Below are 22,718 nucleotides of genomic sequence, written 5' to 3'. Positions count from 1 at the left end.
TTAACGGCATACTACCTGCCTTTGAACGGTGCCACATGATAACGTTTAAACGTGTCTGTGTAACCCTAAAAGCAGGATAATTAAACTGGTAGGGCGAGCTGCTTGATAAAGTTATTAATAATGCTTGCTGTTGCTCCCCAAAGCAGACCATGGGGGGTCATCAAGCCTTGCAAAGTAATGGTTTTACCATTTCGCTCAAAGGGGAGGGGTTGCCAATTTTGTTGATTACTTAAATAAGATAAGGGTAGTAAAAAACTGGCAGCAACTTCGTTGGGATCTGCTTGCCATGTTGTGCCCTCACTAAGGACACACACAAAAGGTTCAATAGTGAAACCGGTTAGAGTCGCGTATTGATGTAATTTACCGTGGACAGTCACTTGGTGTGTCGCAATATTAAGCTCTTCATTGAGCTCTCGAAGGGCGGTGTGCAGCAGAGTGTCATCTTGTTCTTCATACTTTCCACCCGGTAAGCAAATCTCCCCCGGGTGATGAAGTAAATAACTAGGTCGCTTGCACAATAACAAATGCGCTTCGTCGTTAACATCAAGCAGAGGTAACATTACGGCACTGGCACGCTTTTCGGCATTAAAGCGAATGCTAGCTGGGCGCTCTGTGGTTTGACTTAAACTAAAACGGGCAATTATTTGCTGGCTATTCAAGGTGGTTACTTCAACTTTTACTTTAATAAAGGCAGTATTTTATTTACTTTATCGTAAGTTTCTTGGTACTCCAAGTCGACCTTTGAATCAGCCACAATGCCACCGCCAGCCCAGCAATAGATTGCACCTTTGTGACACACTAAAGTACGGATTGTGATACTGGTATCCATCTTGCCACAGGCACTCAAGTAGCCAATTGAGCCGCAGTACACACTACGACGATGCGGCTCGAGCTCTTCAATAATTTCCATAGCGCGAATCTTCGGCGCTCCGGTAATTGAACCTCCCGGGAAAGCGGCATGAATTTGGTCAACGGCATCTTTGCCATCCGCTAATTCTGCGCGCACAGTACTTACTAAATGATGCACAGCCGGAAAGCTTTCAATGGCAAATAACGAGGGAACGGTGACGCTACCTGGGCGAGCCACTTTACCTAAATCGTTGCGTAGCAGATCAACAATCATGACATTTTCTGCGCGGTCTTTTTCAGATTGTTGTAAACGGGTTGCTTGCGCTTGGTCTTGTTCAGAGTCAGCCAAACGAGGGAGGGTTCCTTTAATTGGCTTGGTTTCTATTTGGCCCTGATTAATAGCAATAAAACGTTCAGGGGAGATAGATAAAATAGCGCCATCAGGGTGATTTATATAGCTTGAAAACGGTGCTTTATTCGCTTCTCGAAGTTGTTTATAGGCTTGCCATGTTGAACCAGAAAACTCAGCTTTAAAACGCTGTGCAAGGTTGATCTGATAGCAGTCACCACTTTTTAAATAAGCTTGAATTTTCTCGAACTTTTCGCTGTAGCTGGCTTTACTCATGTTTGATTGCCAGTCGCTTTGTAGCGCGAACTCTGCACTTGCTGGTGTTTCGTTTAGGTGCTGCTGGTATAGCGCTAAGCGATTATGATTTGGCTGACAGACGTAAAACCAGCTTTGCTGTTGCTTATCATAAATAAGGGCATCTGGATAAAGGCCAATAGCCATTTGCGGCATGTTAATGTCGTTTTCGGCAGTAGTTGGCATGCTTTCAATCACGCGACCTAAATCATAACCAAAATAGCCAAGCCAACCACCTGTAAAAGGCAGGTTATTAGAGTTTGCTGTGTGATTAAATTCCTGAAGGCCTTCTTTCATCAAGCTAAAACAATCACTTGATTGTGCTTTGCCGTCGACAAAGCAGGTATTTTCACGCACTTCTAATTGCTTTAATGGGGCAATAGCGATGATATCGAAGCGGCTATTCACATGTTCGCTATTGGCTGAATCGAGCAACACGGCATGGGGCAAATGAGCAAAATGACTAAATAGCGCGATGCAATCACCACTTAAATCTAATTTTATGCACAAATTTTCATCGTTTATCATCTACATTGCCCTGAATAACTAGCCCGAAACGGGCGAGGAGGGTATCATAAGTTAAATTTGATTGGCAGCGTTATGATTTCCTTTATAGTGATGCCATGACTAACCCGTAGAGTAAATCTTCGTCACCGGTTTACTCAGGATCACGTACAGCGCTACGCGATAAAAACTTAAGGAACCCGTAATGAGTACAATTCGTCAGCAAGACTTCATTGATAGCATTGAAGATGCATTGCAATACATTTCTTTTTATCACCCTCTCGATTTCGTACAAGCCTTAGAAAAAGCTTACAACAAAGAGCAAAGCAAAGCGGCAAAAGATGCCATTGCGCAAATTTTAATTAACTCTCGTATGTCTGCTGAAGGTAAACGTCCACTGTGCCAAGATACAGGTATCATTACTTGTTTCGTAAAAGTAGGTATGGATGTTAAGTGGGATAAAACAGACATGACTGTACAGCAAATGGTTGATGAAGGTACACGTCGCGCATACTTAAACCCAGATAACCCATTACGTGCATCAATTGTTGCAGACCCAGCTGGTACGCGTAAAAACACTAAAGACAACACACCATCAGTTGTTCATATTGACTTAGTGCCAGGCGCTGAAGTAGAAGTAATGGTGGCAGCGAAGGGCGGCGGTTCAGAAAATAAAACGAAAATGGTTATGCTTAACCCATCTGATGATGTGGCTGCATGGGTTGAGAAAACATTACCAACCATGGGGGCGGGCTGGTGTCCACCTGGCATGCTAGGTATAGGTATTGGCGGTACTGCAGAAAAAGCTGCGGTACTTGCTAAAGAATCATTAATGGATCCGGTTGATATTCACGAGCTAATTGAGCGCGGCGCTGAAACAACTGAAGAAAAAATGCGTATCGATATCTTCGAACGTGCTAATAAGTTAGGTATTGGTGCTCAAGGTCTTGGTGGTTTAACAACCGTAGTTGATGTGAAAGTTAAAACGGCACCAACTCACGCAGCATCAAAACCAGTGGTAATGATCCCGAACTGTGCAGCAACGCGTCACGTACACTTCACGTTAGATGGTTCAGGCCCAGCTGATCTTAAAGCGCCTAAACTAGAAGATTGGCCAGAAGTTACATTTGAAGTAGGCGAAGGTACACGTCGTGTTGATTTAAACACACTGACTAAAGAAGACACGCAAGAATGGAAGATGGGTGAAACGGTTCTTCTGTCTGGTACTATCTTAACGGGTCGTGATGCCGCGCATAAACGTTTACAAGATATGATCCAATCAGGTGAAGGTTTACCTGAAGGCGTTGATTTTGATAACAAGTTTATCTACTACGTTGGCCCTGTAGATGCAGTGGGTGATGAAGCGGTAGGTCCTGCTGGCCCTACAACTGCGACTCGTATGGATAAATTCACTGATATGATGTTAGAAAAAACGGGCATCATCGGTATGATTGGTAAAGCAGAGCGTGGTCCTGCTACAGTAGAATCAATCAAAAACAATAAATCTATCTACTTAATGGCAGTAGGTGGTGCAGCTTACCTTGTATCTAAAGCAATCAAGAAAGCACGTGTTGTTGCGTTCGAAGATTTAGGCATGGAAGCAATCTACGAGTTTGAAGTAGAAGATATGCCAGTAACCGTTGCTGTTGATAGTGAAGGTGCCAATGCGCATACGCAAGGCCCTGCTATTTGGAAAGCAAAAATCGAAGAACTTGATGGCAAATTAAAATAACCATCTTGAAACTCTTTTCATAAAACGGCGCACCTGCGCCGTTTTTTTCAGCTCTGACCAGTCTCAGCTATTTCTCTAACATCTCTTTAAAAGCTGATTTTACTTGGCTTTATCGGCATAATTTTTTTGTCATTTTTTCTTTACGCTGTACTTTACCTTTACGTTCACGTAATAAAGTTGGCGATGTTAATATTTTGTTTTGAATTAACAATGCTTAATGCGTACGTTGACTGGTATATTTTTTCCATAAAGTGTTAGTTTTTGAGTTGTTATTTCGGCCTGAGAACTTTGCTTAGTTTTATCATCTCATTTAGTGGTAAGGGAGCATACGAAGTGATAAAGTCTCGGCACTTTCAGCGCTCACACCCTTTAGGGTAAGAAAATTTCGGAGTATTTAACTGTGGCTGTATTTAATAAAGTCGACTTTGATAACCACGAGCAAGTGGTGTTTTGTTCAGATAAAGAATCAGGCCTAAAAGCTATTATCGCGGTTCACAATACCAAGTTAGGTCCAGCGGTTGGTGGTTGCAGAATGTGGGACTACACAACTGATGAAGATGCTGTTACTGATGCACTTCGCTTATCAAAAGGTATGACCTACAAAAATGCTGTGGCACGTTTACCATTTGGTGGCGGTAAGTCAGTGATCATCGGTAATGCTAAAGAAATTAAATCAGAGCAACTTTTCCGTGCATTTGGTCGTCAGTTAGAGCGTTTAAGTGGTAGCTACTATTCAGCTGAAGATGTAAACATCACTTGTGATGATGTGGCTATCATGAATAAAGAAACTAACTATGTATTAGGCCTTGAAGGTAAAAGTGGTAACCCTTCACCGTTCACAGCATATGGTACATTCTTAGGTATTAAAGCAGCTTTACAACATCAACGAGGTCATCAAGATCTTGCTGGTATCAAAGTAGCGGTGCAAGGTTTAGGTGCAGTAGCATATGGCCTTTGTAAACACCTTCATGAAGCGGGCGCAACATTATTTGTAACAGATATCAACGAACAAGCTGTTGAGCGTGTTGTAAATGACTTCAATGCAACGGCTGTGGGTATTGATGAAATCTACGACTTAGATGTTGATGTGTATGCACCATGTGCACTTGGCGCAACGGTGAATGACACGACTATCCCGCGTTTAAAAGCAACAATTATTGCAGGTTGTGCGAATAACCAATTAGCAGAGTCTCGTCACGGTGAGATCATCCGCGAAAAAGGTATTTTATACGCACCAGATTACGTAATTAACGCAGGTGGTATCATCAACGTTTATTACGAAACTGCACCAGAAGGTTATAGTGCAGAAGCATCAACGAAGCACGTTGAAGGCATTTTTGATACGCTAACAGAAATCTTTGCTCGCTCTGAAAAAGAGCAAAAGTCGACGCATTTAATTGCCGATGAACTCGCATTAGAAATCATCGAAAACGGCTTATAATTTAGTAAATCGATAAATTTACAGGTAAAAAGGTGCGCAAGTCGCACCTTTTTTGTCTCTGTTATTTATCGCAACAAAATGACGAAGGCTAACTATCTCGGTACACTCGGTTTTTAAATCTCGAGGACGCCTAATGAAAACTCAGCCTTGTGAAATAACCCCAATCAATCTTGATACTTGGCCTCGTAAGCAGCATTTCGCTTTTTTCAAAGAATTTTCTCTGCCATATTTTAATGTATGTGTTTCACTCGATATGGCGGCTCTATATAACAAGTGCAAAGCAGAACCGTATTCGTTCTTTCACAGCTATGTTTACCTAACACTTGAAGCATGTCATGACTATGCACCAATGCGTCAACGTATTATTGATTTGTTGCCCGTACAACTGTCATCTGTAAGAGGCAGTGTGGTAGAGCTTGCAGAAGATGAAACTTTTCGTTTTAGTTATTTTGAAAAACAAGCGTCGATGGAAGATTTTTCAAAGCACGCGATTGCTGTGGGTAAAACAAGTAAAGCAAAACCATTTTTCTCTGATGCATTTGCTGCAACAGAAGGGCAGCCTGATCTTATTCATATCTCAGTGCTCCCATGGCTTAATTTTACCGGCTTCTCGCATGCGGTGAGTGAAGGGCATGGTCTAGGTATACCCAAGTTTGTGTTTGGCCAATATGACGTACAAACTGGCAAGATGCCGCTTTCAATCGATGTGCATCATGCTTTGATGGATGGCCTGCATGTAGCAAGATTTGTGAAAATACTGCAAGAAAAAATTACGAATTTCTGTAATTGATTCTTGCTAAATGTTATCGAAGTAAGTAAAAATTGCAACTAATGTAGTATTATCTGAAGTTAGGGATGACTTTACTTCGCATAACTACATCACTGAATAGAACGATAATAAATATCAGGGTTTTAGTTTAATGGTGCGGGTAGTTAGTTGTATTTTCCTTTTTTTATGTTTCAGCGCGGTTGCAGAATCTGCACGCCTCTCTTTAAGTGACTATTTTACAGAGACTTGGAGTACTCGCGCCGGCCTTCCTCACAATAGTATAAATGGTGTAGCGCAAACCAAAGATGGTTACATTTGGATAGCAACTTGGGAAGGGCTTGCCCGTTTTAATGGTCGCGAGTTTAAACTCTTTACTCGAACAGAAATACCTGGCTTACCTGATTCTGGCCTACGTAGCCTTATTGCAATGGAAAATGGCGATTTATATATCGTGGGTGCCCGTGGTGGCATTGCGCTTCGCTCACAAGGAGGGTGGCGCGCATTACCAAGCTCATCAGCCATGGTTAATCATGCACTTGTTACTGAACAAGGTGAGCTTTGGTTGGCACTTGAAGGGCAAGGTATTGTATACCGCGCTTCTGAAACTGCCACTGAGCAAAAACTGCTTGATAAGTTAAGTGCCTACCGCCTTTTACAAGACAAAACAGGCGTGATTTGGGCTGCGACCAGTGATGGTCTTTATCAAATAGAGAATAAGCAAGTTAGTAAGATCAATGAAGACTCAGGGCTTCCAAATGCTTCTGTGTTTACCTTGTTACTAACGGAGTCAGGCACTTTAATTGTCGGCACTGAAAAAGGGGCATGGCAAAAGAAAAATAATAAGTTTGTTGCTATTAATCCCGTCCTTAACAACGAATCAATTGCTAGTTTACTCGAAGATGCACAAGGCGATTTGTGGTTTGGCACCATCAATAAAGGGGTATTTAGACTTAGCAGTTTAGGCCTTGAAAACTTAGCGGCAGATGATGGCTTACCCAACAACCGTATTTTATCCTTATTGCTCGATCGGGAAAAAAGTATTTGGGTTGGCACGAATGCCGGGTTATTCCGCCTGCGCGAAGCACCATTTACGAATTGGAGCCAAAGTCGTGGGCTTGCATCTGATTATGTGCGTACCGTGTTATCGCATTCTGATGGCAGCTTATGGGTGGGCAGTAGTAATGGCTTAAATCGTATTGAAAATGGCAAGCTCACAACCCTTACCCAAGCCTATGAAAAAGACCCACTATCCGTTTTAAGTTTAACTGAAGATAAGCAGGGCGGAGTCTGGCTAGGCACTTATACTGCCGGTTTAATGAAAGTGGTTAATGGGCAAATTTACCCAGTAAAAAACCGCAGTAATGGCCTGATCAGTAACGAAGTTCGCGCTGTGTTGTTTGATGCTTTTGATAATCTATGGGTTGGTACCGCTGCAGGCTTAACCAAGATAGACCCTGCAGGGCAAATTCATTCGTTTACCACGGAGGATGGCCTAGCCGGTGATTTCATAATGGCACTTAATGAGGATGACCATGGTAGATTATGGGTTGGCACGGGCGTCGGTGTGTCTATTTTTGACCCAGTTACAGAGCAGTTTAAAACACTTGAGTTTCCAACGCAGTTCAGCACTGAGTATGCATTCGGCTTTTACTTAGATGGCGATAAAATGTGGCTTGCAACCGATAGAGGTCTCGTTCGTTACAATCTCAGTACAGATAAAATGAGCTTATTTGGTCGAGATCAAGGTTTACCTGTCGATAAGCTGTTCCAAGTCATTGAACAAGGTGACTCACTGTGGCTGACCAGTAACCGCGGTATTATTCAAGTCAATAAAGCTCAGCTAGTAGCACTGCTAGATAACCCTGAAAAAGTTCAGCCAATGAGTGTTTCGATGCAGCTTTATGATGAAGGCGATGGCATGCTTAGCGCGCAAGCTAATGGTGGTTCAAACCCTGCTGCTGTGCTTCATTCAGATGGACAAGTATGGGTTGCTACTGCAAAAGGCCTTGCTATTGCGACACCAGAACGCTTAAAAGAAGCCAGTAAACGCCGACTATCGACGGTTATTGAAAGCTTCGAAGTCGATGGCAAACCCATGACTTTACCCGTTGGAAATGAGGTGTTGAGCTTGCCTGCGGGTGTTTCTCGTGTTTCGTTTAATTACGCTGGGCTTAGTTTTATTATGCCCGGGCGTTTAAACTACCAAACGCAATTAAGTGGTTACAATCAACAATGGGTAGACAGGGGGCGCTTGGCCATTACCGAATACACTAATTTACCACCGGGTAACTATACCTTTAAAGTGCGCGCTGGGTATCCAAATAGTGATTGGCAAGATAATGAACAAGTACTGCGGTTTAAAATAGCCCCTTATTTTTGGCAGAAAACCAGCTTTAAATTATTTATCTTAGTTGCAGTGCTTTTTGCTGCTTATGCCATTTATAAATACCGCTTATATCATTACAAGCGCATTGAAATTGAGTTAACTGAAAAAGTTGAACAGCAAATGCATGATTTGCAAACGCAAGCCGATGCCTTTGCTCATTTAGCGAATCATGACCAATTAACGCAATTACCGAATAGACGTGCCTTTGATATATGGCTGTCTGAAAACTTTAGTCAGTTCCAACGTGATAATAAAACGCTTAGTATTGCGATTATGGATATTGATCACTTCAAACTCATTAATGACAATTTCTCGCACTTAATTGGTGATAAAGTGATTTGTGAAATTGCTCGTTTACTGCGCATGAACTTCCCTGATGAAGGTTATGCGGCGCGTTGGGGCGGTGAAGAATTTACCCTGTTGTTTCCATACAAAAACGCTGAAGAGGCCGCAAGATTATGTGAAATTATCCGTTTAGAGATAGCGGGTTACGATTTCTCAGAATTAGCAGATAGCCTTTCTGTAACGGTAAGTTTTGGTGTGGCAGATAACGCGCAAGTTGCAGACTACGACCGCTTGCTATCACACGCCGACAACGCTTTATACAATGCGAAGAATAACGGCCGGAACCAAATTTTTATTTATAATCAAGGCTGTATTACGCTCGATTAATCAGCTTTAAAAATAAAAATGTGTGTAAACAATTGATCTTTTTTTGTTTGCACACATTAAAGTATCAAGATTGTTTTTTAGGCGATAGTAATGCTTAACCTGGTTTTGATACTTTTTTTAATAATTTTTGTTGTGTGTTACTGGCGCTGGGACGATATCCGTAATCACTTTTGGCAGAAAAAATACCTAAATAACTCCCTCAATGTTCAGCAAAAAGATCTGCTGTTAAAATATATGCCCATCTACCGAAAGATGACGGATGCCGATCGTGAAAAGCTGGAGCGTCATATCGTTTGGTTTTTAAATGAAAAACGCTTTATCGGTTGTGATGGCCTTAAGCTTAATGATGCAATGAAGCTGATTGTGGCAGCTGATGCCTGTGTTTTAGTGCTTAATAAACCATGGCCACTGTATCGTAATGTAAAAGAGATCCTGTTATATCCAAGCGCGTATTATGCCCCGCAAACTTCCCGCGATAATGCCGGACTTGTTAGTTATCACAATACGGTGCGTCAAGGTGAATCATGGCCAGGCGGAACGCTGGTATTGAGTTGGCATGATGTCCTTGAGGGGAACCGTTTACCAAGCGATGGCCATAATTTAGTGTTTCATGAATTTGCCCATCAGCTCGACCAAGAAACCGGCAAAACCACGGGTACACCACTGCTTTCGAGTAACGAGGATTACCAAAAGTGGGCAAAAGTATTTAGCCGCGCCTTTAATCAACTGAAAACTCATTTAGCTTATGGCATGCCTCATGTTATTCATAGCTATGGCGCGACTAATGAGGCAGAGTTTTTTGCTGTTATCACCGAAACCTTTTTAGAAAAACCCGCTGAGCTCAGGCAGTTTGACCCAGAAATTTATCATTTACTGGTTGGCTTTTATCAGTTTGATCCGATTGCGTGGCATTAGTCGACTATTTACGTCTGTTTAACACGAATCACTGGAATCTTGCTATGCTATTTGGTGCAATCTTAAAAGTGTGCATATAAGCAAAACAATAAAAAGTGAGATTTCAATGAAGAAAATGCTTCATACAGCGCTCGCTGTATCTATTTCACTTGCTCTAACTGGGCAAGTGGCGGCAGCTGAGCAATCAAATGACGACAAATGGCAGGTGGACGCACCTAAAGGCCAATTCCTAGACGCTAAAATTAGTGTTGAGCAGGGCACGTGGATGAACGTAGATATTAGCCCTGATGGTAAAACAGTGGTGTTTGACCTACTCGGTGATATTTATACCATGCCAATGTCAGGTGGCACAGCAACGCAATTAACCAGTGATATTGCATGGCAAATGCAACCACGCTTTAGCCCTGATGGTAAGCACATTGCGTTTACTTCAGACCAAGGAGGTGGCGACAATATTTGGGTTATGGATTTAAATGGTGAAAATCAAAAAGCCGTAACGAACGAAACATTTCGTTTGTTAAACAGCCCAGCTTGGAGCCCAGATGGTGACTACTTAGTTGCGCGTAAGCACTTTACTGCAAGCCGCTCTTTAGGGGCTGGTGAAGTATGGCTTTACCACAAAGCGGGTGGTAAAGGTGTGCAGCTAACCGCACGTGAGAACGACCAAAAAGACTTAGGCGAACCAATGTTCTCACCGGATGGTCGTTATGTTTATTTCTCGCATGATGCAACGCCGGGTAAAACATTCCATTACTCTAAAGATTCTGTAGCGGGTATTTATAAAATTAAACGCTATGACCGTGAAACTGGCGAGATTGAAACAATTATTGATGGCATGGGTGGGGCTATTCGACCGACACCTTCACCAGATGGTAAAAAGCTTGCGTATATTAAGCGCGATGATTTCCAAACAAGCTTGTACTTATATGATCTTCACACCGGTGAGCATACTAAGCTGTATGGCGAGCTTGAGCGTGATATGCAAGAGACATGGGCAATTCATGGCGTATACCCAACAATTGCTTGGACACCAGATAACGAACAACTGGTCTTTTGGGCGCGCGGGTCAATTCATAAGCTAGATGTAGATGATAAGTCTGTCTCGACTATTCCGTTTAAAGTGGAGACCAATAAGCAAATTCAAAAAGCCGTGCGTTTTACACAAAACATTGATAGCGATAATTTTGATGTGAAAATGCTGCGCAATGTACAAATTTCACCTGATGGTGAAACGACTATATTTGAAGCGCTAGGTCATATTTATAAACGTGATTTAGAGTCTGGCAAAGTGAAGCGCCTGACTAAGCAAGACGACCACTTTGAATTATTCCCGCAGTTCTCTCGTGATGGTAAGAAGATTGTTTATACAACATGGGATGATAACGAACAGGGCTCAGTTCGTGTTGTATCTGCGCGCAGTGGCCGTGGCGATACCATTACTAAAGAGCCGGGTAAATATGTAGAGCCAACTTTCAGCCCTGATGGCAAAACGGTTGTTTACCGTAAAGCGTCTGGCGGCAGTATCCTTAACCCAACATGGTCATTAGAGCCAGGTATTTACTCAGTAAGTGCTAAAGGCGGTAAAGCGACGCTAATCACTAAATCAGGCTATCAGCCGCAATTTGGTGCAGCGAATGACCGTATTTATGTGATGAGCCCTTGGCCGAAACCAACATTAAGTGTTGTTGAGCTTGAATCAAAGCAAGTTCGTAAACTTTACGAATCAGAACATGCTACAGAGTTTAGAGTATCACCAGATGGCCAATACTTAGCGTTTGCAGAGCGTTTTAAAGTATTTGTTACGCCATTTGTTGAGCGTGGCAAAACCATTAATATTGGCCCGAAAGATAGCCAATTCCCAATTGAGCAGCTTTCTGTTCGCGCGGGTGAAAACATCAGCTGGAGTGGCACAAGCGATAAACTTTATTGGAGCTTAGGCCCAGAGTTATATCATGCCAGCCTAGCGGGTTTATTTGATATTAACCAAAATGCAGAGACTGACTTTATAGTTAAAAGCGGCGACAACATCGGTTTTACAAAAACCATGGCGGAGCCTAAATCAATCTTTGCGTTAACTGGTGCGCGTATTATCACCATGAACGGTGAGCAGGTTATTGAAAACGGCGTTATTGTTACTGATGGTAAGCATATTAAAGCAGTTGGTAGTAAAGACAGTGTTGCTATTCCTAAAGGTGCAGAAGTAATTGATGTAACTGGGAAGACAATTATGCCGGGTATTGTTGATGCACATGCGCACGGCTCGCAAGGCAGCGATGAGATCATTCCACAGCAAAACTGGAAGAACTTAGCGGGTTTAGCGTTAGGCGTGACAACGATTCACGATCCATCAAACGACACCACTGAGATTTTTGCTGCAAGCGAAATGCAAAAAGCGGGCATGATTGTCGGCCCTCGTATTTTCTCAACGGGTACCATTTTATATGGTGCAAATATGCCAGGTTATACATCGCATATTGACTCGTTAGAAGATGCTAAATTCCATCTTGAGCGTTTAAAGAAAGTAGGTGCGTTTAGTGTTAAATCCTATAACCAACCTCGTCGTGAACAGCGCCAACAAGTTATTGAAGCAGGTCGTGAACTTGAAATGATGGTTGTGCCTGAAGGCGGTTCATTACTGCAGCACAACTTAACTATGGTAGTTGATGGTCATACGGGTATTGAACACTCAATTCCTGTTGCCAATATTTACGATGATATTCGCCAGCTTTGGTCTCAAAGCGATGTGGGTTATACGCCGACACTGGGTGTAGCTTACGGTGGTATTTGGGGTGAAAATTATTGGTACGACAAGACAGATGTGTGGAATCACCCACGCTTAAGTAAATTTGTACCAAAGAATCAGCTTTTGCCTCGCTCAATGCGTCGTGTTAAGGCGCCCGATCATCACTATAACCACTTTAACAATGCCCGTGTTGCTAAAGAGCTGCAAGACTTAGGTGTTTTAGTAAACCTTGGTGCTCACGGTCAACGTGAAGGTTTAGCGGCACATTGGGAAATTTGGATGTTTGCGCAAGGCGGTATGACACCACTTGAAGCAATTCGTGCAGCAACCTTAGATCCTGCTAAATACATTGGCCTTGATACCAACATCGGTTCTCTTGAGCCGGGTAAACTTGCCGATTTAATTGTTATTGACGGTAACCCGCTAACTAACATTCGTGATACTGATAAAATCGATTACACCATGATCAATGGTCGTTTATTTGATGCTGCAACCATGAACGAAGTGGGTGAGAAAAAACGCGAAAAGCTATATTTTGAAAAAATCTAACATAGCAAAAATCTAAACTGAAAGCGGCCATTGTGCCGCTTTTTTATTGTTTATTTATTGCTTTAAATAAGGAAACTGTTTAATTCCTACTAGTTTTGCTTGGCAGATCATGCCCTCTACCAGCGTCATTAAATAGTGGCTGTGTGAGTCGAGCTGCGAGCTTTCCATGTTTTCACACGCTGATAGACGCTGTTTAATTAACTGCTGTACTGCCATTTTATGCTCTTTGCAGGCTTGATTTATCGGGCTTGCAGGATCAGCAAACTCAGCAGCGGTGTTAATAAATAAACAGCCATTAAAATCACCTAACTCAGTCACCTCAGAATTAAACCAAGCTTCATGGCAGCTGATCAAAGCGACTTTAAACTCTTCAACAGTGGTTAGCTTGCTGGTGGCATGCGTTAACCAATTTAAAAATCGGGTATGTCGCTCACTAAGGCACGCTAATAACAATTCATCTTTACTTGTGAAATGGTGGTACATGGTTTTTTTGGCGACACCCGCCACACTAATAATTTCGTTTATCCCCACACTATGAATGCCTTTTTGATAAAAAAGTGACAGGGCGGTCAAAATAATATGTGTTCGTTTATCCATAACAAGGCCTCATTGGGTGACTAATGACAGCTTGACAGAAGTAGACCGACTTGTCTACTATCTACCGGGTAGACAAGTCGGTCTACCTATTGGAGGTTTTATGGAGAATAAAGTAAGCAAGGCGGCCATTGCGGGTATATTTGCTTGTATGGCAATTTTTGTGTTGGCCTATTTACAGCAATTAGGAAGTTTTGGTGTGTGGTTGATGGCCCCATTTGGAGCAACTGCGGTGTTGGTATTTGGTGTGCCACATAGTCCGCTTGCGAAAGCGAAGAATGTTATCGGTGGGCACTTTTTAACTGCACTAATCGGTGTCGTATTTGTAAATTATGTTGGAGTAGGGCCAGTTGAAATTGCTATAGCCACAGGGTTGGCAATTAGCCTAATGATGTTGACGGACACAGTACATCCAGCTGCAGGCGCAAACCCAATTTTGATAATGCAATCTATGCAAAGCTGGGATTTTTTAGTGATGCCTGTATTGATTGGAACCGTATTTATTGTGTTGTTTGGCCAATTTAGTCAATGGATTATAACTAGCCAAATGATCAGCCATAAAAAAACCGCTAACGAGTAGCGGTTTTTAAAGTTGCTAAGTGTAATTTGATTACACAACACCACGCGGTAAACGACAATCGTGGTCTTTTTCAGCTAGGTTAACAATCCAAAGCTCTTCAGCTTTGTAACCGTCATCGTTTGCTGTAACAACAGTGAACGATGCTTTCTTAGCTGTTTTAGCCGGTGCAGCGGTTTTAGTTTTGGTTTTTTTCGCTGGTGCTTTAGGTGCTTCTTCTGCTTTAGGCTCAGCTGTTTTACCAGAAGTGAGCTCTTCAGTCAGTGCTGCAACATCAGCAAGGCGCATATTTTTGCCACCGTCGATGCTATACCAACCAGGTTTTGTTGTGATTTCAGGTTTCTTACCATTCGCTGCTTCGTATGCTGCTTCGAAGGCATTTAACACTTCTGTTTTGTCTAGTTTGCTCATCAGAGACCCTATACGTTGTAAACACAGATTAAGAATATATATTTATACCTATTTTCAGCTTACTTTTCAATTTTTTGCGATTTTCCTTCCATTTTTCACTCATAAACGCCAAAATTTGCACAAAATAGAGGGTTGAAGGACGATTTTTATATGCAACGCAAACAATTTACTCAATTATTAAACGACATTCTTAAACCTGATTCTATCGCTGACTTTTGCCCAAATGGCTTACAAGTTGAAGGTGCGAGCGAAGTAAAAAAGATAGTGACGGGTGTCACAGCTAGCCAAGCATTGATTGATGCCGCTATTGCAGAAAATGCAGATACTATTTTGGTACATCACGGCTATTTCTGGAAAGGGGAATCGCAGCCAATCACGGGCATGAAAAAGCGCCGTATTGCAGCACTTTTAAATAATGATATTAACTTATATGGCTATCACTTACCGCTAGATATACACCCTGAAATTGGTAATAACGCGCAACTGGCTAAGTTACTCGATATTGAGTTCACAGGTGGGCTTGAATCTGGTCCAAATAGTGTGCCGGTAAAAGGGCGTTTAAAAACACCTTTAAGTGGTGAAGAGTTTACCGCCAAAATAACCCAAGTACTTAACCGTGCACCATTAGCTAGTTTGGTAAGAAAAGAGAAAATTGAAACCATCGCTTGGTGCACAGGTGGCGGACAAGGGTATATTGATTTAGCAGCTGCCCAAGGGATTGATGCTTATCTTACAGGTGAAGCCTCTGAGCAAACGATTCATAGTTCACGCGAGCAAGGTATCGACTTTTTTGCAGCAGGTCACCATGCTACTGAGCGTTATGGCATTAAAGCCTTAGGCGAGCTTTTAGCTGAGCAGCATGGTTTTGATGTGACGTTTATCGATATCGACAATCCAGTCTGATTGTTCTACAGCGCCTCTGGATCAATCCAGCGGCGCACACTCACCCAAGCACTGCCAATTTTCTCATGCGCGACTCTGGTCACTGCAACAAGTACTGCAATGTTAGGTATAAACTGCTTATACGTTGGATACTGACTAAAATCTTGAAAGTCGGTTGCCGCTGGGATCACATCAATGCCTTGTGCATTAAATAAGTCTTTCGCACGTGGCATGTGGCTCGCTGAGGTGACAAGCGCTGTTTTTTTATCGACTAAATAAATGGCAAGTCGTTTCGCTTCTTCTGCGGTATCCATAGCGAGAGGATTTTGTTTAACTCTCGTCGCAGAAATACCCAACGCTTTTGCTGTTTCAAACATGAGCTGACTATTGGTGGTATTAGCAAAACCGCCTCCTGATACATAGAGGGTGGCATTTGGGTAGTGATAGGCAAGCTTAACACCTTCAAGTAATCGAGCAAGCGCACAATCGCCTAGCTGGTGGTTTGCTTGAAGGCGCGAGTTGGGCATTATAGAGCAGCCAAGTACCACAATGTTATCGAGTTTAGGGTGTTTTGCTTGGTTAAATTGCCATGCAGGGTTATTGCTTGCAGCTATCAGTGACTGACCAATAAATGGCGTGCTTATCAGCATTAAAGTTAAAATGCTAACAAAGCCAAAATAGAGTGCTTTGCGTTTATGTGCAATGGCTAAAAATACCATCACTAAAGTAAGCAGCCCCAGCAAAGGCAGGGGCATTAATAAAGAGCCAATGATCTTTTTAATTTCAAACATGTATACCCAAGCCTCCTCAAGGTACAGAATTCAGCGTTTCACAGGTGCCTTAATATCAAGGCGTTACTTTGCAAAAATGGCAGCCCCTTTTAAGAAGTAACAACGATGAGAGTAAGCACCTGTGAAGCGCCCAAAGGGTTGGTTTAAAAGCGAATTATACTGCGTTATTGATTTTAACCATAGAACCACTATTGTTTGCAATCAATGCCTTGCCTAAATCGCTTTTAATTCCAACTGAAACTCGCACCTTGAGGTGGTTTGGGTATTAACATTATTATTAGTAATTGATGCAGCTATGTTAGTTATTTTGCCTTGTTTTAGCGACCGTTATTTTGCTTACACGTATTTAAAAAGTGGCGATAAACTGGGTTATCTTTCATATTCTTTTTCATCGCTAAATACATAGGGCGAGTAAGGCCTAGTGCACCTAACGGAATAGACTTAATGAGTCCTTGGCTTTCATAAGGAGTGACTAGCCAGTCTGGTAATGCTGCAACCCCCATACCTGCACTCACTAATTGAAATATCAATAAGCCTTGGTCAACCGTTTTAAGCGTGCCATCAAAGCGTGCATTTTGAATAAAATGTTTAAAGATGTCTTGGCGCTCACGGGGAATAGGGTACGAAATAATTGTTTCGTTTTTTAAATCAAGGGCGGTGACATAGGCTTTTTTTGCTAGCTCATGATCCGGTGCAACGATTAGTTTTAATTTAAAATCAAACAGGTGAGCATACTCAAGTTGATCGGGTTCACGAATATCAGAAGTCAGCACTAGATCTAATTCATCATTAATTAAATCTGGAATGGCGTCGTAACTAAAGCCGCGCTCGTAATCAATTTTAATATCAGGCCAAAAATTATTAAATTCTTTGATGGTTGGGAGCAACCAATGAAAGCAGGCATGACACTCAACGCTTAAACGTAAATTTGAGATTGGCTGGTTAAGGCTTTCTTTTAACCGACATTTTGTTGCCTCAACACGAGGTAATACTTCATTAGCAAGCTCCAGAAGTAGCATACCTTGCGGAGTAAAACGCACAGGCTGTGTTTTACGTTCGAACAGCTGGCAATCTAACTTATTCTCGAGATCTTTAATTTGATGCGATAAAGCCGATTGAGTTAAAAACAACTCACGGGCGGTATTGACCAAAGAGCCTGTTTCTTTAAGGGTCGCTATGGTTTTTAGGTGCTTTATATCAATCATCTTTAAAAAATCTCATGGAAAATGTGAGTCTAACTCAGATTACGAACATACTACGCCTTAGAATTTATTTTTTCAACGTCTAGACGTCTAAAATATGTGGTTATTTTAACTGCTTTTTTACAATACGCCTTTCGATAAATTTTTGACAGCGTTGTCATGTTGTTTTTTGTAGTTTAACTATGAAATTCCATGAATTTACCTCAAGTTGAAACTAGCCGTTTAAATCGTGATACAGCTTGCGATTAGTAATTTGATATTTAATTAAAATTACTGAGAGTAGGGTTTAGTTGTTTGCTAAGATATTATTTTTTAAGGTGTTATTATCTTCTATTAGGTGTAACGTGATTTTTAAAGGAATGCTTGTGATACGTACCGTAATTTTACTCTGTGCATGCTGGGTTTTGCCTGTTTGCGCTGGCACTATTTACAGCCAGTTTCCAACAGAGATTGACCCGCATGGTCACTACGTTTTTTATTCACATGGTTTTATCGTTGAAGGGACAAACCCTAAGCCTGTTCACAAAACCTTTGGGGTTTATGATTTTGTGGCCGTAAAAGAAGCACTGGCAGATGAAAGCTATCATTTAATTGCCTATCACAGGCCAAAAGGTACTGAGCCATTTACGTTTGCGAAAAAACTCGCTGCAGATGTTGAAGCATTGATCAGTGCCGGTGTTGCTGAGTCGAACATTAGTTTGGTTGGTTTTTCACGGGGCGGGGCATTATCGATACTGGCGGCTAATGAACTTAAACGTACACATATTAACTTAATTATATTGGCAGGTTGTGCAGGCCATATAAAAAATCACACATCAGTTAAGGCTTATGGCAAAGTGTATTCTATCTTTGAGCGCTCAGATCAGGTTGGCTCTTGCCAATTTTTAATTGATAGAAGTGACGTAACCAAGTTCGAAGAAATAAGCATTAATACAGGGCTCTCCCATGGCGCATTTTATAAACCAAAAGATGAGTGGCTGTTACCAATTAAGAAGTGGCTAAAGGATTAACTATGCCTTATTTACTGTTAGTTATTGTGATCAGTGTTTTGAGTGTGAGCTCTGTAAGCAATGCTGAGCCGTTTACTTTGCCACGTACTAATACTGTGTTACTTAAAGATAAACATACCAAAAACGAATACCCCATTACGATTAAATTGCCACGCAGCTACCAAAAGCAAAACCAGAAGCGCTACCCAGTTGTTTACCTATTAGATGCAAACTACAGTTTGCCAATTGCCTCTGGTGCTAGTCGCTTTATGATGAATTCGGGGGCTATAGAAGAGGTAATTATCGTTGCAGTAGGATATCAAAAGGGTGTATCTGGGCTTAATAGCCGTATTTATGACTATACGCCATTTGAAGATAAAAATTGGCAACGTAAAACTGGCGGAGCAAGCCAGTACCTAAACTATTTAAAACACTCTGTATTACCATACATTAAGGCTCACTACAGAACTAACCAAAAAGGTACGTTAGTCGGTAACTCACTTGGCGGTTTATTTGCGGCTTATACCTTATTCACTGAGCCTTCGCTTTTTTCAAATTATATTATCGGCAGTCCTTCAGTGTGGTTTAAGCAGCACAGCCTGTTAGCTTTGCCTGTCGTACCTGCAGGTAAAGCAACTAAAGTGTACATTGGTATCGGAGAACTTGAAGAAAGCGAAGGTGAAAAAATGGTGTCGGGCGCAAGGCAATTAGCAGCTAAAATTAATAAACAAAGCGGCGCGCTGGTTATAACAAATTTATTTGTTATTCCTCAGGCACGCCATGCAACCGCATTCCCAACAACGATTACCCAAGCCTTAGACTGGATTTACCAGGTTAATGGTAACTAAAGAGCGTGACACTTTTTATATTTTTTGCCGCTCCCACAAGGGCACTCGTCGTTACGGCCTATTTTAATATCTGCAACTGGCGTTATATCACCGTCTAGGTAACGCCATAGGCCATCTTCTTTAATAAAACGCGACTTCTCGTGTAACTCACAATACAAGTTTTGATAAAAGTAATTAGCTTTAAATTCGACAAAACCTTCTTGCTCGTTATGTTCAGTATCTAAAACACTTAGCTTGGTAAAACGGCAGCTATTAGCAAAATCTTTAATTTCGCGAACAGGGTTAGCGGCTTGCTGGCTTTGTGCATAGGTACTAAATACATATTTTGCATCTTTTAGTGCGTAAGCACTAAAACGAGAACGCATAAGTTGCTCTGGCGTATCAGCTTGGCTTGCACCTGTATGAAAAGGCTGGCAGCAAAGCTCGTAAGTCGATTCGCTGCCACAAGGACAAAGGGAGTGTGTGAGTGATGTCATAACAACTTACCTAAAACTATAAATTGTTATTTTAACAAGCCTATTGTGGCTGCGGTACTAAATTGTTTAATTGAGCGCTTTTTGTAAAACAATAAAATTTAGCAGATGCCTGCTCAAGGTTTAAGTTCATCGAATCAAGTTGATGATTGTTTACAATATCTGTCCATGTGATCACTGCAGCAAAATTACCGTTATGTAATGCTGAACTAAGAACGTACTCAAGATTAACTAAATGTTTTTGTCTGATCACAAGTAGTTTACTGGTATCAATCGAACACGAATCTAATAATGCTTTACTAGGAACATGATCAGGAGCAATTAGTAGTGTCCATGCATTTTGGCTATTGTAATGATGCAATACTTTTAATAGCTCAAAGGTTGCTGATATTTCGTCTTCAATTTGAATTAAATTAACAGACGCTTTGTCGTTATCTTGTTGGTAGCTTTTAACTGTTCTTAAGGTAATTGGCTGTAACATAACTTTCACTCACTGGTTGTTTATACAGTATGTGCATACAGTAGTTTATACAGTGTTTTTGCGCAAGTACTTTTTTGCTATTTTTTAACCAATGATTCAGTTTTATTTTAATAAAAACAATTTAATTGTTATTTAACAATGGTTTATAGTTTTGGTTTAAAGGTGGAAAAAAGGTGAAAAATTTATCATTAAAGATATACAGTGTTTTATACAGTACTGTGTAAACTGCTAAATTTTGATTCTATACAGGTGTTTTGCATAAAAAAGCCGGCATAATACCGGCTCTTTAGCTTTGCAATTTTGCTATTTATCTAAGTAGGTATTTAAAAACTCAAGGTATGCATTTGAGGCTTTTATGCGGTTTTCTTTTTTAGTAAAACCATGGCCTTCATCATCAAATAATACATATTCGACAGGCACACCATTTGCCTTTACAGCGGCAACAAGTTCATCGCTTTCAACTTGTAAAACGCGTGGGTCGTTAGCACCTTGGATCACCATTAATGGCTTGGTGATGTTTTTAGCATGAAATAGTGGCGAAATGGCACGGTGACGTTCACCGTCTGTCGCGGGGTCGCCCATTTCATCATACAGTGCCTTTTTAAAGCTTTCCCACCATGGTGGAATTGAGTTTAAGGTTCTAACCCAGTTTGTTACACCAAATATATTAATGCCTACTTTGAACTCTTCAGGTTCAAAGGCAAGTGCGGCGGCGGTCATAAAGCCACCATAGCTGCCCCCCATGATGCCAATTTTATCAGCATCAACCCAATCTAGGCTTTGCAGGTGTTTTTTACCGTAAACAATATCTTGTAAATCGTCAGTGCCATGCTTTTTATCATCTAAATGGAAGAAGGTTTTACCATAGCCTGAGCTGCCACGGTTATTAACTGCAAAAATGGCATAACCATGATTGACTAAATGCTGCTGCATTGCACTATAGCCTGTACGACTTTGGCCGCCAGGACCGCCGTGCACCCAAACTAAAGCTGGTACTTTGTTGTTGCTGTTAGCTTGCTTAGGCTTATATAAAACCCCGGGGATTTCTAAACCATCAAAGCTTTTAAAGCGCACAATTGTGCTTTCAACCAAGTCATTTTGATTAATTGCATCACTTAATGTGTTGGTTAACTGTTTAGCTTTTGATTCTCCGAGTTGCCAAACAAATAGGTTACTTGGTGAGGTATCTGAATTTAAATAAAACGCCATGGTCTTTTCATCAGCTGAAAAGTTCACACCACGTAAATTACCAGCTGGCAGCGATGGCATGGCAATACCTTTACCTGTGGTGGTATCAATTATCGACACTTTAGTGCTTGCGTCAGCATTAACACCGCTTACTTGATAACGACCAGATTTAGAGAAGTAGATAAAACTCACATCCCACTCATCTTTGAGGGCAGGGCTGTGCTCGCCGGTCGTTAAGTCATAGCGCCACACTTCTGCAAACTCACCTTTGGCGTCGGTTGAGTAATATAATGATTTACTGTCTCTGGAGAAGGTTTCTGGGCCATATTTAGCGTCGTCGTCATGACGGGTAATGAGCTCTGGTTTCAGTGTTTTCTTACGCGTATCGAGAATAAACACATCGCTGTCTTTGTTCGAATTGTTTTTCGATAAAGCAATAAAACGGCCGTCAGGGCTGATCGCACCGACATCTAGCCCCATGGTATTTTGGTAAACAGGCGTTACTTCATAGCTATTAGCATCAACACGATATAGGTCCATAAACTTAGCATCACGCTGATTGCTGGTTATAAAAAAGTGTTTACTGTCTTCTGTGAAACCTGCAAATCCTGCACGGGTTTCTTCACCTGGCGTAAGATCTTTAACTGTGCCGTCTGTTTCGCGAACATAGATGTGATAACGCTCGTTACCGCCAGAGTCTTTAGTAAATAGTACGCGCTCATCTTTAGGGAAATAAGCCACAGCATACGTACTGTCTTCAAAGTCTGTTAAGCGGGTTTTTTTGGCGGTTTTTATATCTACTTCATAAAGGCTATAAATGCCGCTTTCGTCACTGCTAACGAGTATTTTGTCGCCTTTTGGTGAAAAGCTGCTGCCCATAATTGAGGTTGTATCAAAAAAGGTTTCAGCATCATACTGTTTAACAGTTTGGCTTTGTTGCACGCTTTCGGTGCTACTTGTTGATGGGGTTGATTGAGAACATCCTGCAAGCGCCAGGCTAAGCGCGCATGCAACGGCTGCTAGTTGAAAACTCGGTTTCATTGTAATTATTCCTTGTTAATTTTTCGTTATCAAGTGTT

General features: G+C 41.6%; 19 protein-coding genes. 10 read left to right on the top strand and 9 right to left on the bottom strand.

The window, feature by feature from the left end; genetic code table 11:
- Positions 1–80: 80 nt before the first annotated feature.
- On the bottom strand, positions 81–659 hold the full coding sequence (locus tag IMPJCBKJ_RS06680; protein ID WP_166339455.1) for a CoA pyrophosphatase: 579 nt from the start codon (positions 657–659) through the stop codon (positions 81–83).
- Between the two features lie 17 nt (positions 660–676).
- Positions 677–2,020 (bottom strand): aminodeoxychorismate synthase component I, encoded by a 1,344-nt coding sequence (gene pabB, locus IMPJCBKJ_RS06675; protein WP_054551615.1) that lies wholly within the window; start codon positions 2,018–2,020, stop codon positions 677–679.
- Positions 2,021–2,201: 181 nt separating this feature from the next.
- Here pabB and IMPJCBKJ_RS06670 point away from each other — a divergent pair, with 181 nt between their 5' ends.
- The 6 genes from IMPJCBKJ_RS06670 to IMPJCBKJ_RS06645 all read left to right on the top strand — a co-directional run bounded on the left by IMPJCBKJ_RS06670 (position 2,202) and on the right by IMPJCBKJ_RS06645 (position 13,203).
- A complete protein-coding gene (locus IMPJCBKJ_RS06670) occupies positions 2,202–3,728 on the top strand; it encodes a fumarate hydratase (RefSeq protein WP_054551614.1) in 1,527 nt (508 codons plus the stop codon).
- Positions 3,729–4,128: 400 nt separating this feature from the next.
- Positions 4,129–5,169, top strand: a complete 1,041-nt coding sequence (locus IMPJCBKJ_RS06665; protein ID WP_055021514.1) for a Glu/Leu/Phe/Val dehydrogenase — start codon at positions 4,129–4,131, stop codon at positions 5,167–5,169.
- Positions 5,170–5,323: 154 nt separating this feature from the next.
- Entirely contained in the window at positions 5,324–5,959 is a 636-nt protein-coding gene (locus tag IMPJCBKJ_RS06660) for a CatA-like O-acetyltransferase (protein WP_171041567.1), read from the top strand.
- 130 nt (positions 5,960–6,089) lie between these two features.
- Positions 6,090–8,996 (top strand): ligand-binding sensor domain-containing diguanylate cyclase, encoded by a 2,907-nt coding sequence (locus IMPJCBKJ_RS06655; protein ID WP_166339453.1) that lies wholly within the window; start codon positions 6,090–6,092, stop codon positions 8,994–8,996.
- Between the two features lie 90 nt (positions 8,997–9,086).
- Positions 9,087–9,911 carry a M90 family metallopeptidase gene (locus tag IMPJCBKJ_RS06650; RefSeq protein ID WP_138602575.1) on the top strand — a complete coding sequence of 275 codons (825 nt, stop codon included), beginning with the start codon at positions 9,087–9,089 and terminating at the stop codon, positions 9,909–9,911.
- A gap of 106 nt (positions 9,912–10,017) precedes the next feature.
- A complete protein-coding gene (locus IMPJCBKJ_RS06645; RefSeq protein WP_166339451.1) occupies positions 10,018–13,203 on the top strand; it encodes an amidohydrolase family protein in 3,186 nt (1,061 codons plus the stop codon).
- 54 nt (positions 13,204–13,257) lie between these two features.
- Here the strand turns inward: IMPJCBKJ_RS06645 and IMPJCBKJ_RS06640 are convergent, their stop codons facing one another.
- Positions 13,258–13,800 carry a TetR/AcrR family transcriptional regulator gene (locus IMPJCBKJ_RS06640; RefSeq protein ID WP_166339449.1) on the bottom strand — a complete coding sequence of 181 codons (543 nt, stop codon included), beginning with the start codon at positions 13,798–13,800 and terminating at the stop codon, positions 13,258–13,260.
- Between the two features lie 100 nt (positions 13,801–13,900).
- Here IMPJCBKJ_RS06640 and IMPJCBKJ_RS06635 point away from each other — a divergent pair, with 100 nt between their 5' ends.
- Positions 13,901–14,377: an HPP family protein gene (locus IMPJCBKJ_RS06635; protein ID WP_166339447.1), complete on the top strand. Its 477-nt coding sequence runs from the start codon at positions 13,901–13,903 to the stop codon at positions 14,375–14,377.
- Between the two features lie 30 nt (positions 14,378–14,407).
- Here IMPJCBKJ_RS06635 and IMPJCBKJ_RS06630 read toward each other — a convergent pair whose 3' ends face one another.
- Positions 14,408–14,785: a hypothetical protein gene (locus IMPJCBKJ_RS06630; protein WP_054561783.1), complete on the bottom strand. Its 378-nt coding sequence runs from the start codon at positions 14,783–14,785 to the stop codon at positions 14,408–14,410.
- 150 nt (positions 14,786–14,935) lie between these two features.
- Between IMPJCBKJ_RS06630 and IMPJCBKJ_RS06625 the strand changes: the two genes are divergently transcribed.
- Entirely contained in the window at positions 14,936–15,688 is a 753-nt protein-coding gene (locus IMPJCBKJ_RS06625) for a Nif3-like dinuclear metal center hexameric protein (protein ID WP_138619339.1), read from the top strand.
- 5 nt (positions 15,689–15,693) lie between these two features.
- Here the strand turns inward: IMPJCBKJ_RS06625 and IMPJCBKJ_RS06620 are convergent, their stop codons facing one another.
- Together IMPJCBKJ_RS06620 and IMPJCBKJ_RS06615 are read right to left on the bottom strand one after the other, a co-directional pair.
- Positions 15,694–16,458 carry a YdcF family protein gene (locus IMPJCBKJ_RS06620; RefSeq protein ID WP_166339445.1) on the bottom strand — a complete coding sequence of 255 codons (765 nt, stop codon included), beginning with the start codon at positions 16,456–16,458 and terminating at the stop codon, positions 15,694–15,696.
- Positions 16,459–16,775: 317 nt separating this feature from the next.
- Positions 16,776–17,663 (bottom strand): LysR substrate-binding domain-containing protein, encoded by an 888-nt coding sequence (locus tag IMPJCBKJ_RS06615; protein WP_054551603.1) that lies wholly within the window; start codon positions 17,661–17,663, stop codon positions 16,776–16,778.
- Positions 17,664–18,025: 362 nt separating this feature from the next.
- Here IMPJCBKJ_RS06615 and IMPJCBKJ_RS06610 point away from each other — a divergent pair, with 362 nt between their 5' ends.
- Together IMPJCBKJ_RS06610 and IMPJCBKJ_RS06605 are read left to right on the top strand one after the other, a co-directional pair.
- Positions 18,026–18,670, top strand: a complete 645-nt coding sequence (locus IMPJCBKJ_RS06610; protein WP_346774154.1) for an alpha/beta hydrolase — start codon at positions 18,026–18,028, stop codon at positions 18,668–18,670.
- 2 nt (positions 18,671–18,672) lie between these two features.
- Entirely contained in the window at positions 18,673–19,497 is an 825-nt protein-coding gene (locus IMPJCBKJ_RS06605) for an alpha/beta hydrolase-fold protein (RefSeq protein ID WP_166339443.1), read from the top strand.
- On the opposite strand, the gene IMPJCBKJ_RS06600 is transcribed toward IMPJCBKJ_RS06605, so the two are convergent.
- From IMPJCBKJ_RS06600 to IMPJCBKJ_RS06590, 3 genes are all read right to left on the bottom strand, one after another.
- Positions 19,494–19,973 carry a YchJ family protein gene (locus IMPJCBKJ_RS06600; RefSeq protein WP_054551601.1) on the bottom strand — a complete coding sequence of 160 codons (480 nt, stop codon included), beginning with the start codon at positions 19,971–19,973 and terminating at the stop codon, positions 19,494–19,496. The genes IMPJCBKJ_RS06605 and IMPJCBKJ_RS06600 overlap by 4 nt on opposite strands.
- Positions 19,974–20,013: 40 nt before the next feature.
- The gene (locus IMPJCBKJ_RS06595) at positions 20,014–20,451 is read right to left on the bottom strand and encodes a SulA-like leucine-rich domain-containing protein (protein WP_054551944.1); all 438 of its coding nucleotides are present in this window, start codon (positions 20,449–20,451) and stop codon (positions 20,014–20,016) included.
- Positions 20,452–20,754: 303 nt separating this feature from the next.
- On the bottom strand, positions 20,755–22,680 hold the full coding sequence (locus tag IMPJCBKJ_RS06590) for a S9 family peptidase (protein WP_138619333.1): 1,926 nt from the start codon (positions 22,678–22,680) through the stop codon (positions 20,755–20,757).
- Between the last annotated feature and the right edge of the window lie 38 nt (positions 22,681–22,718).

This window comes from Pseudoalteromonas sp. MB47 (genome assembly GCF_011319765.1).
In the GTDB taxonomy this organism is placed as follows: Bacteria; Pseudomonadota; Gammaproteobacteria; order Enterobacterales; family Alteromonadaceae; genus Pseudoalteromonas; species Pseudoalteromonas simplex.
Note: the sequence above shows the minus strand (reverse complement) of the source record. Positions and strands in the feature narration are given on the sequence as shown.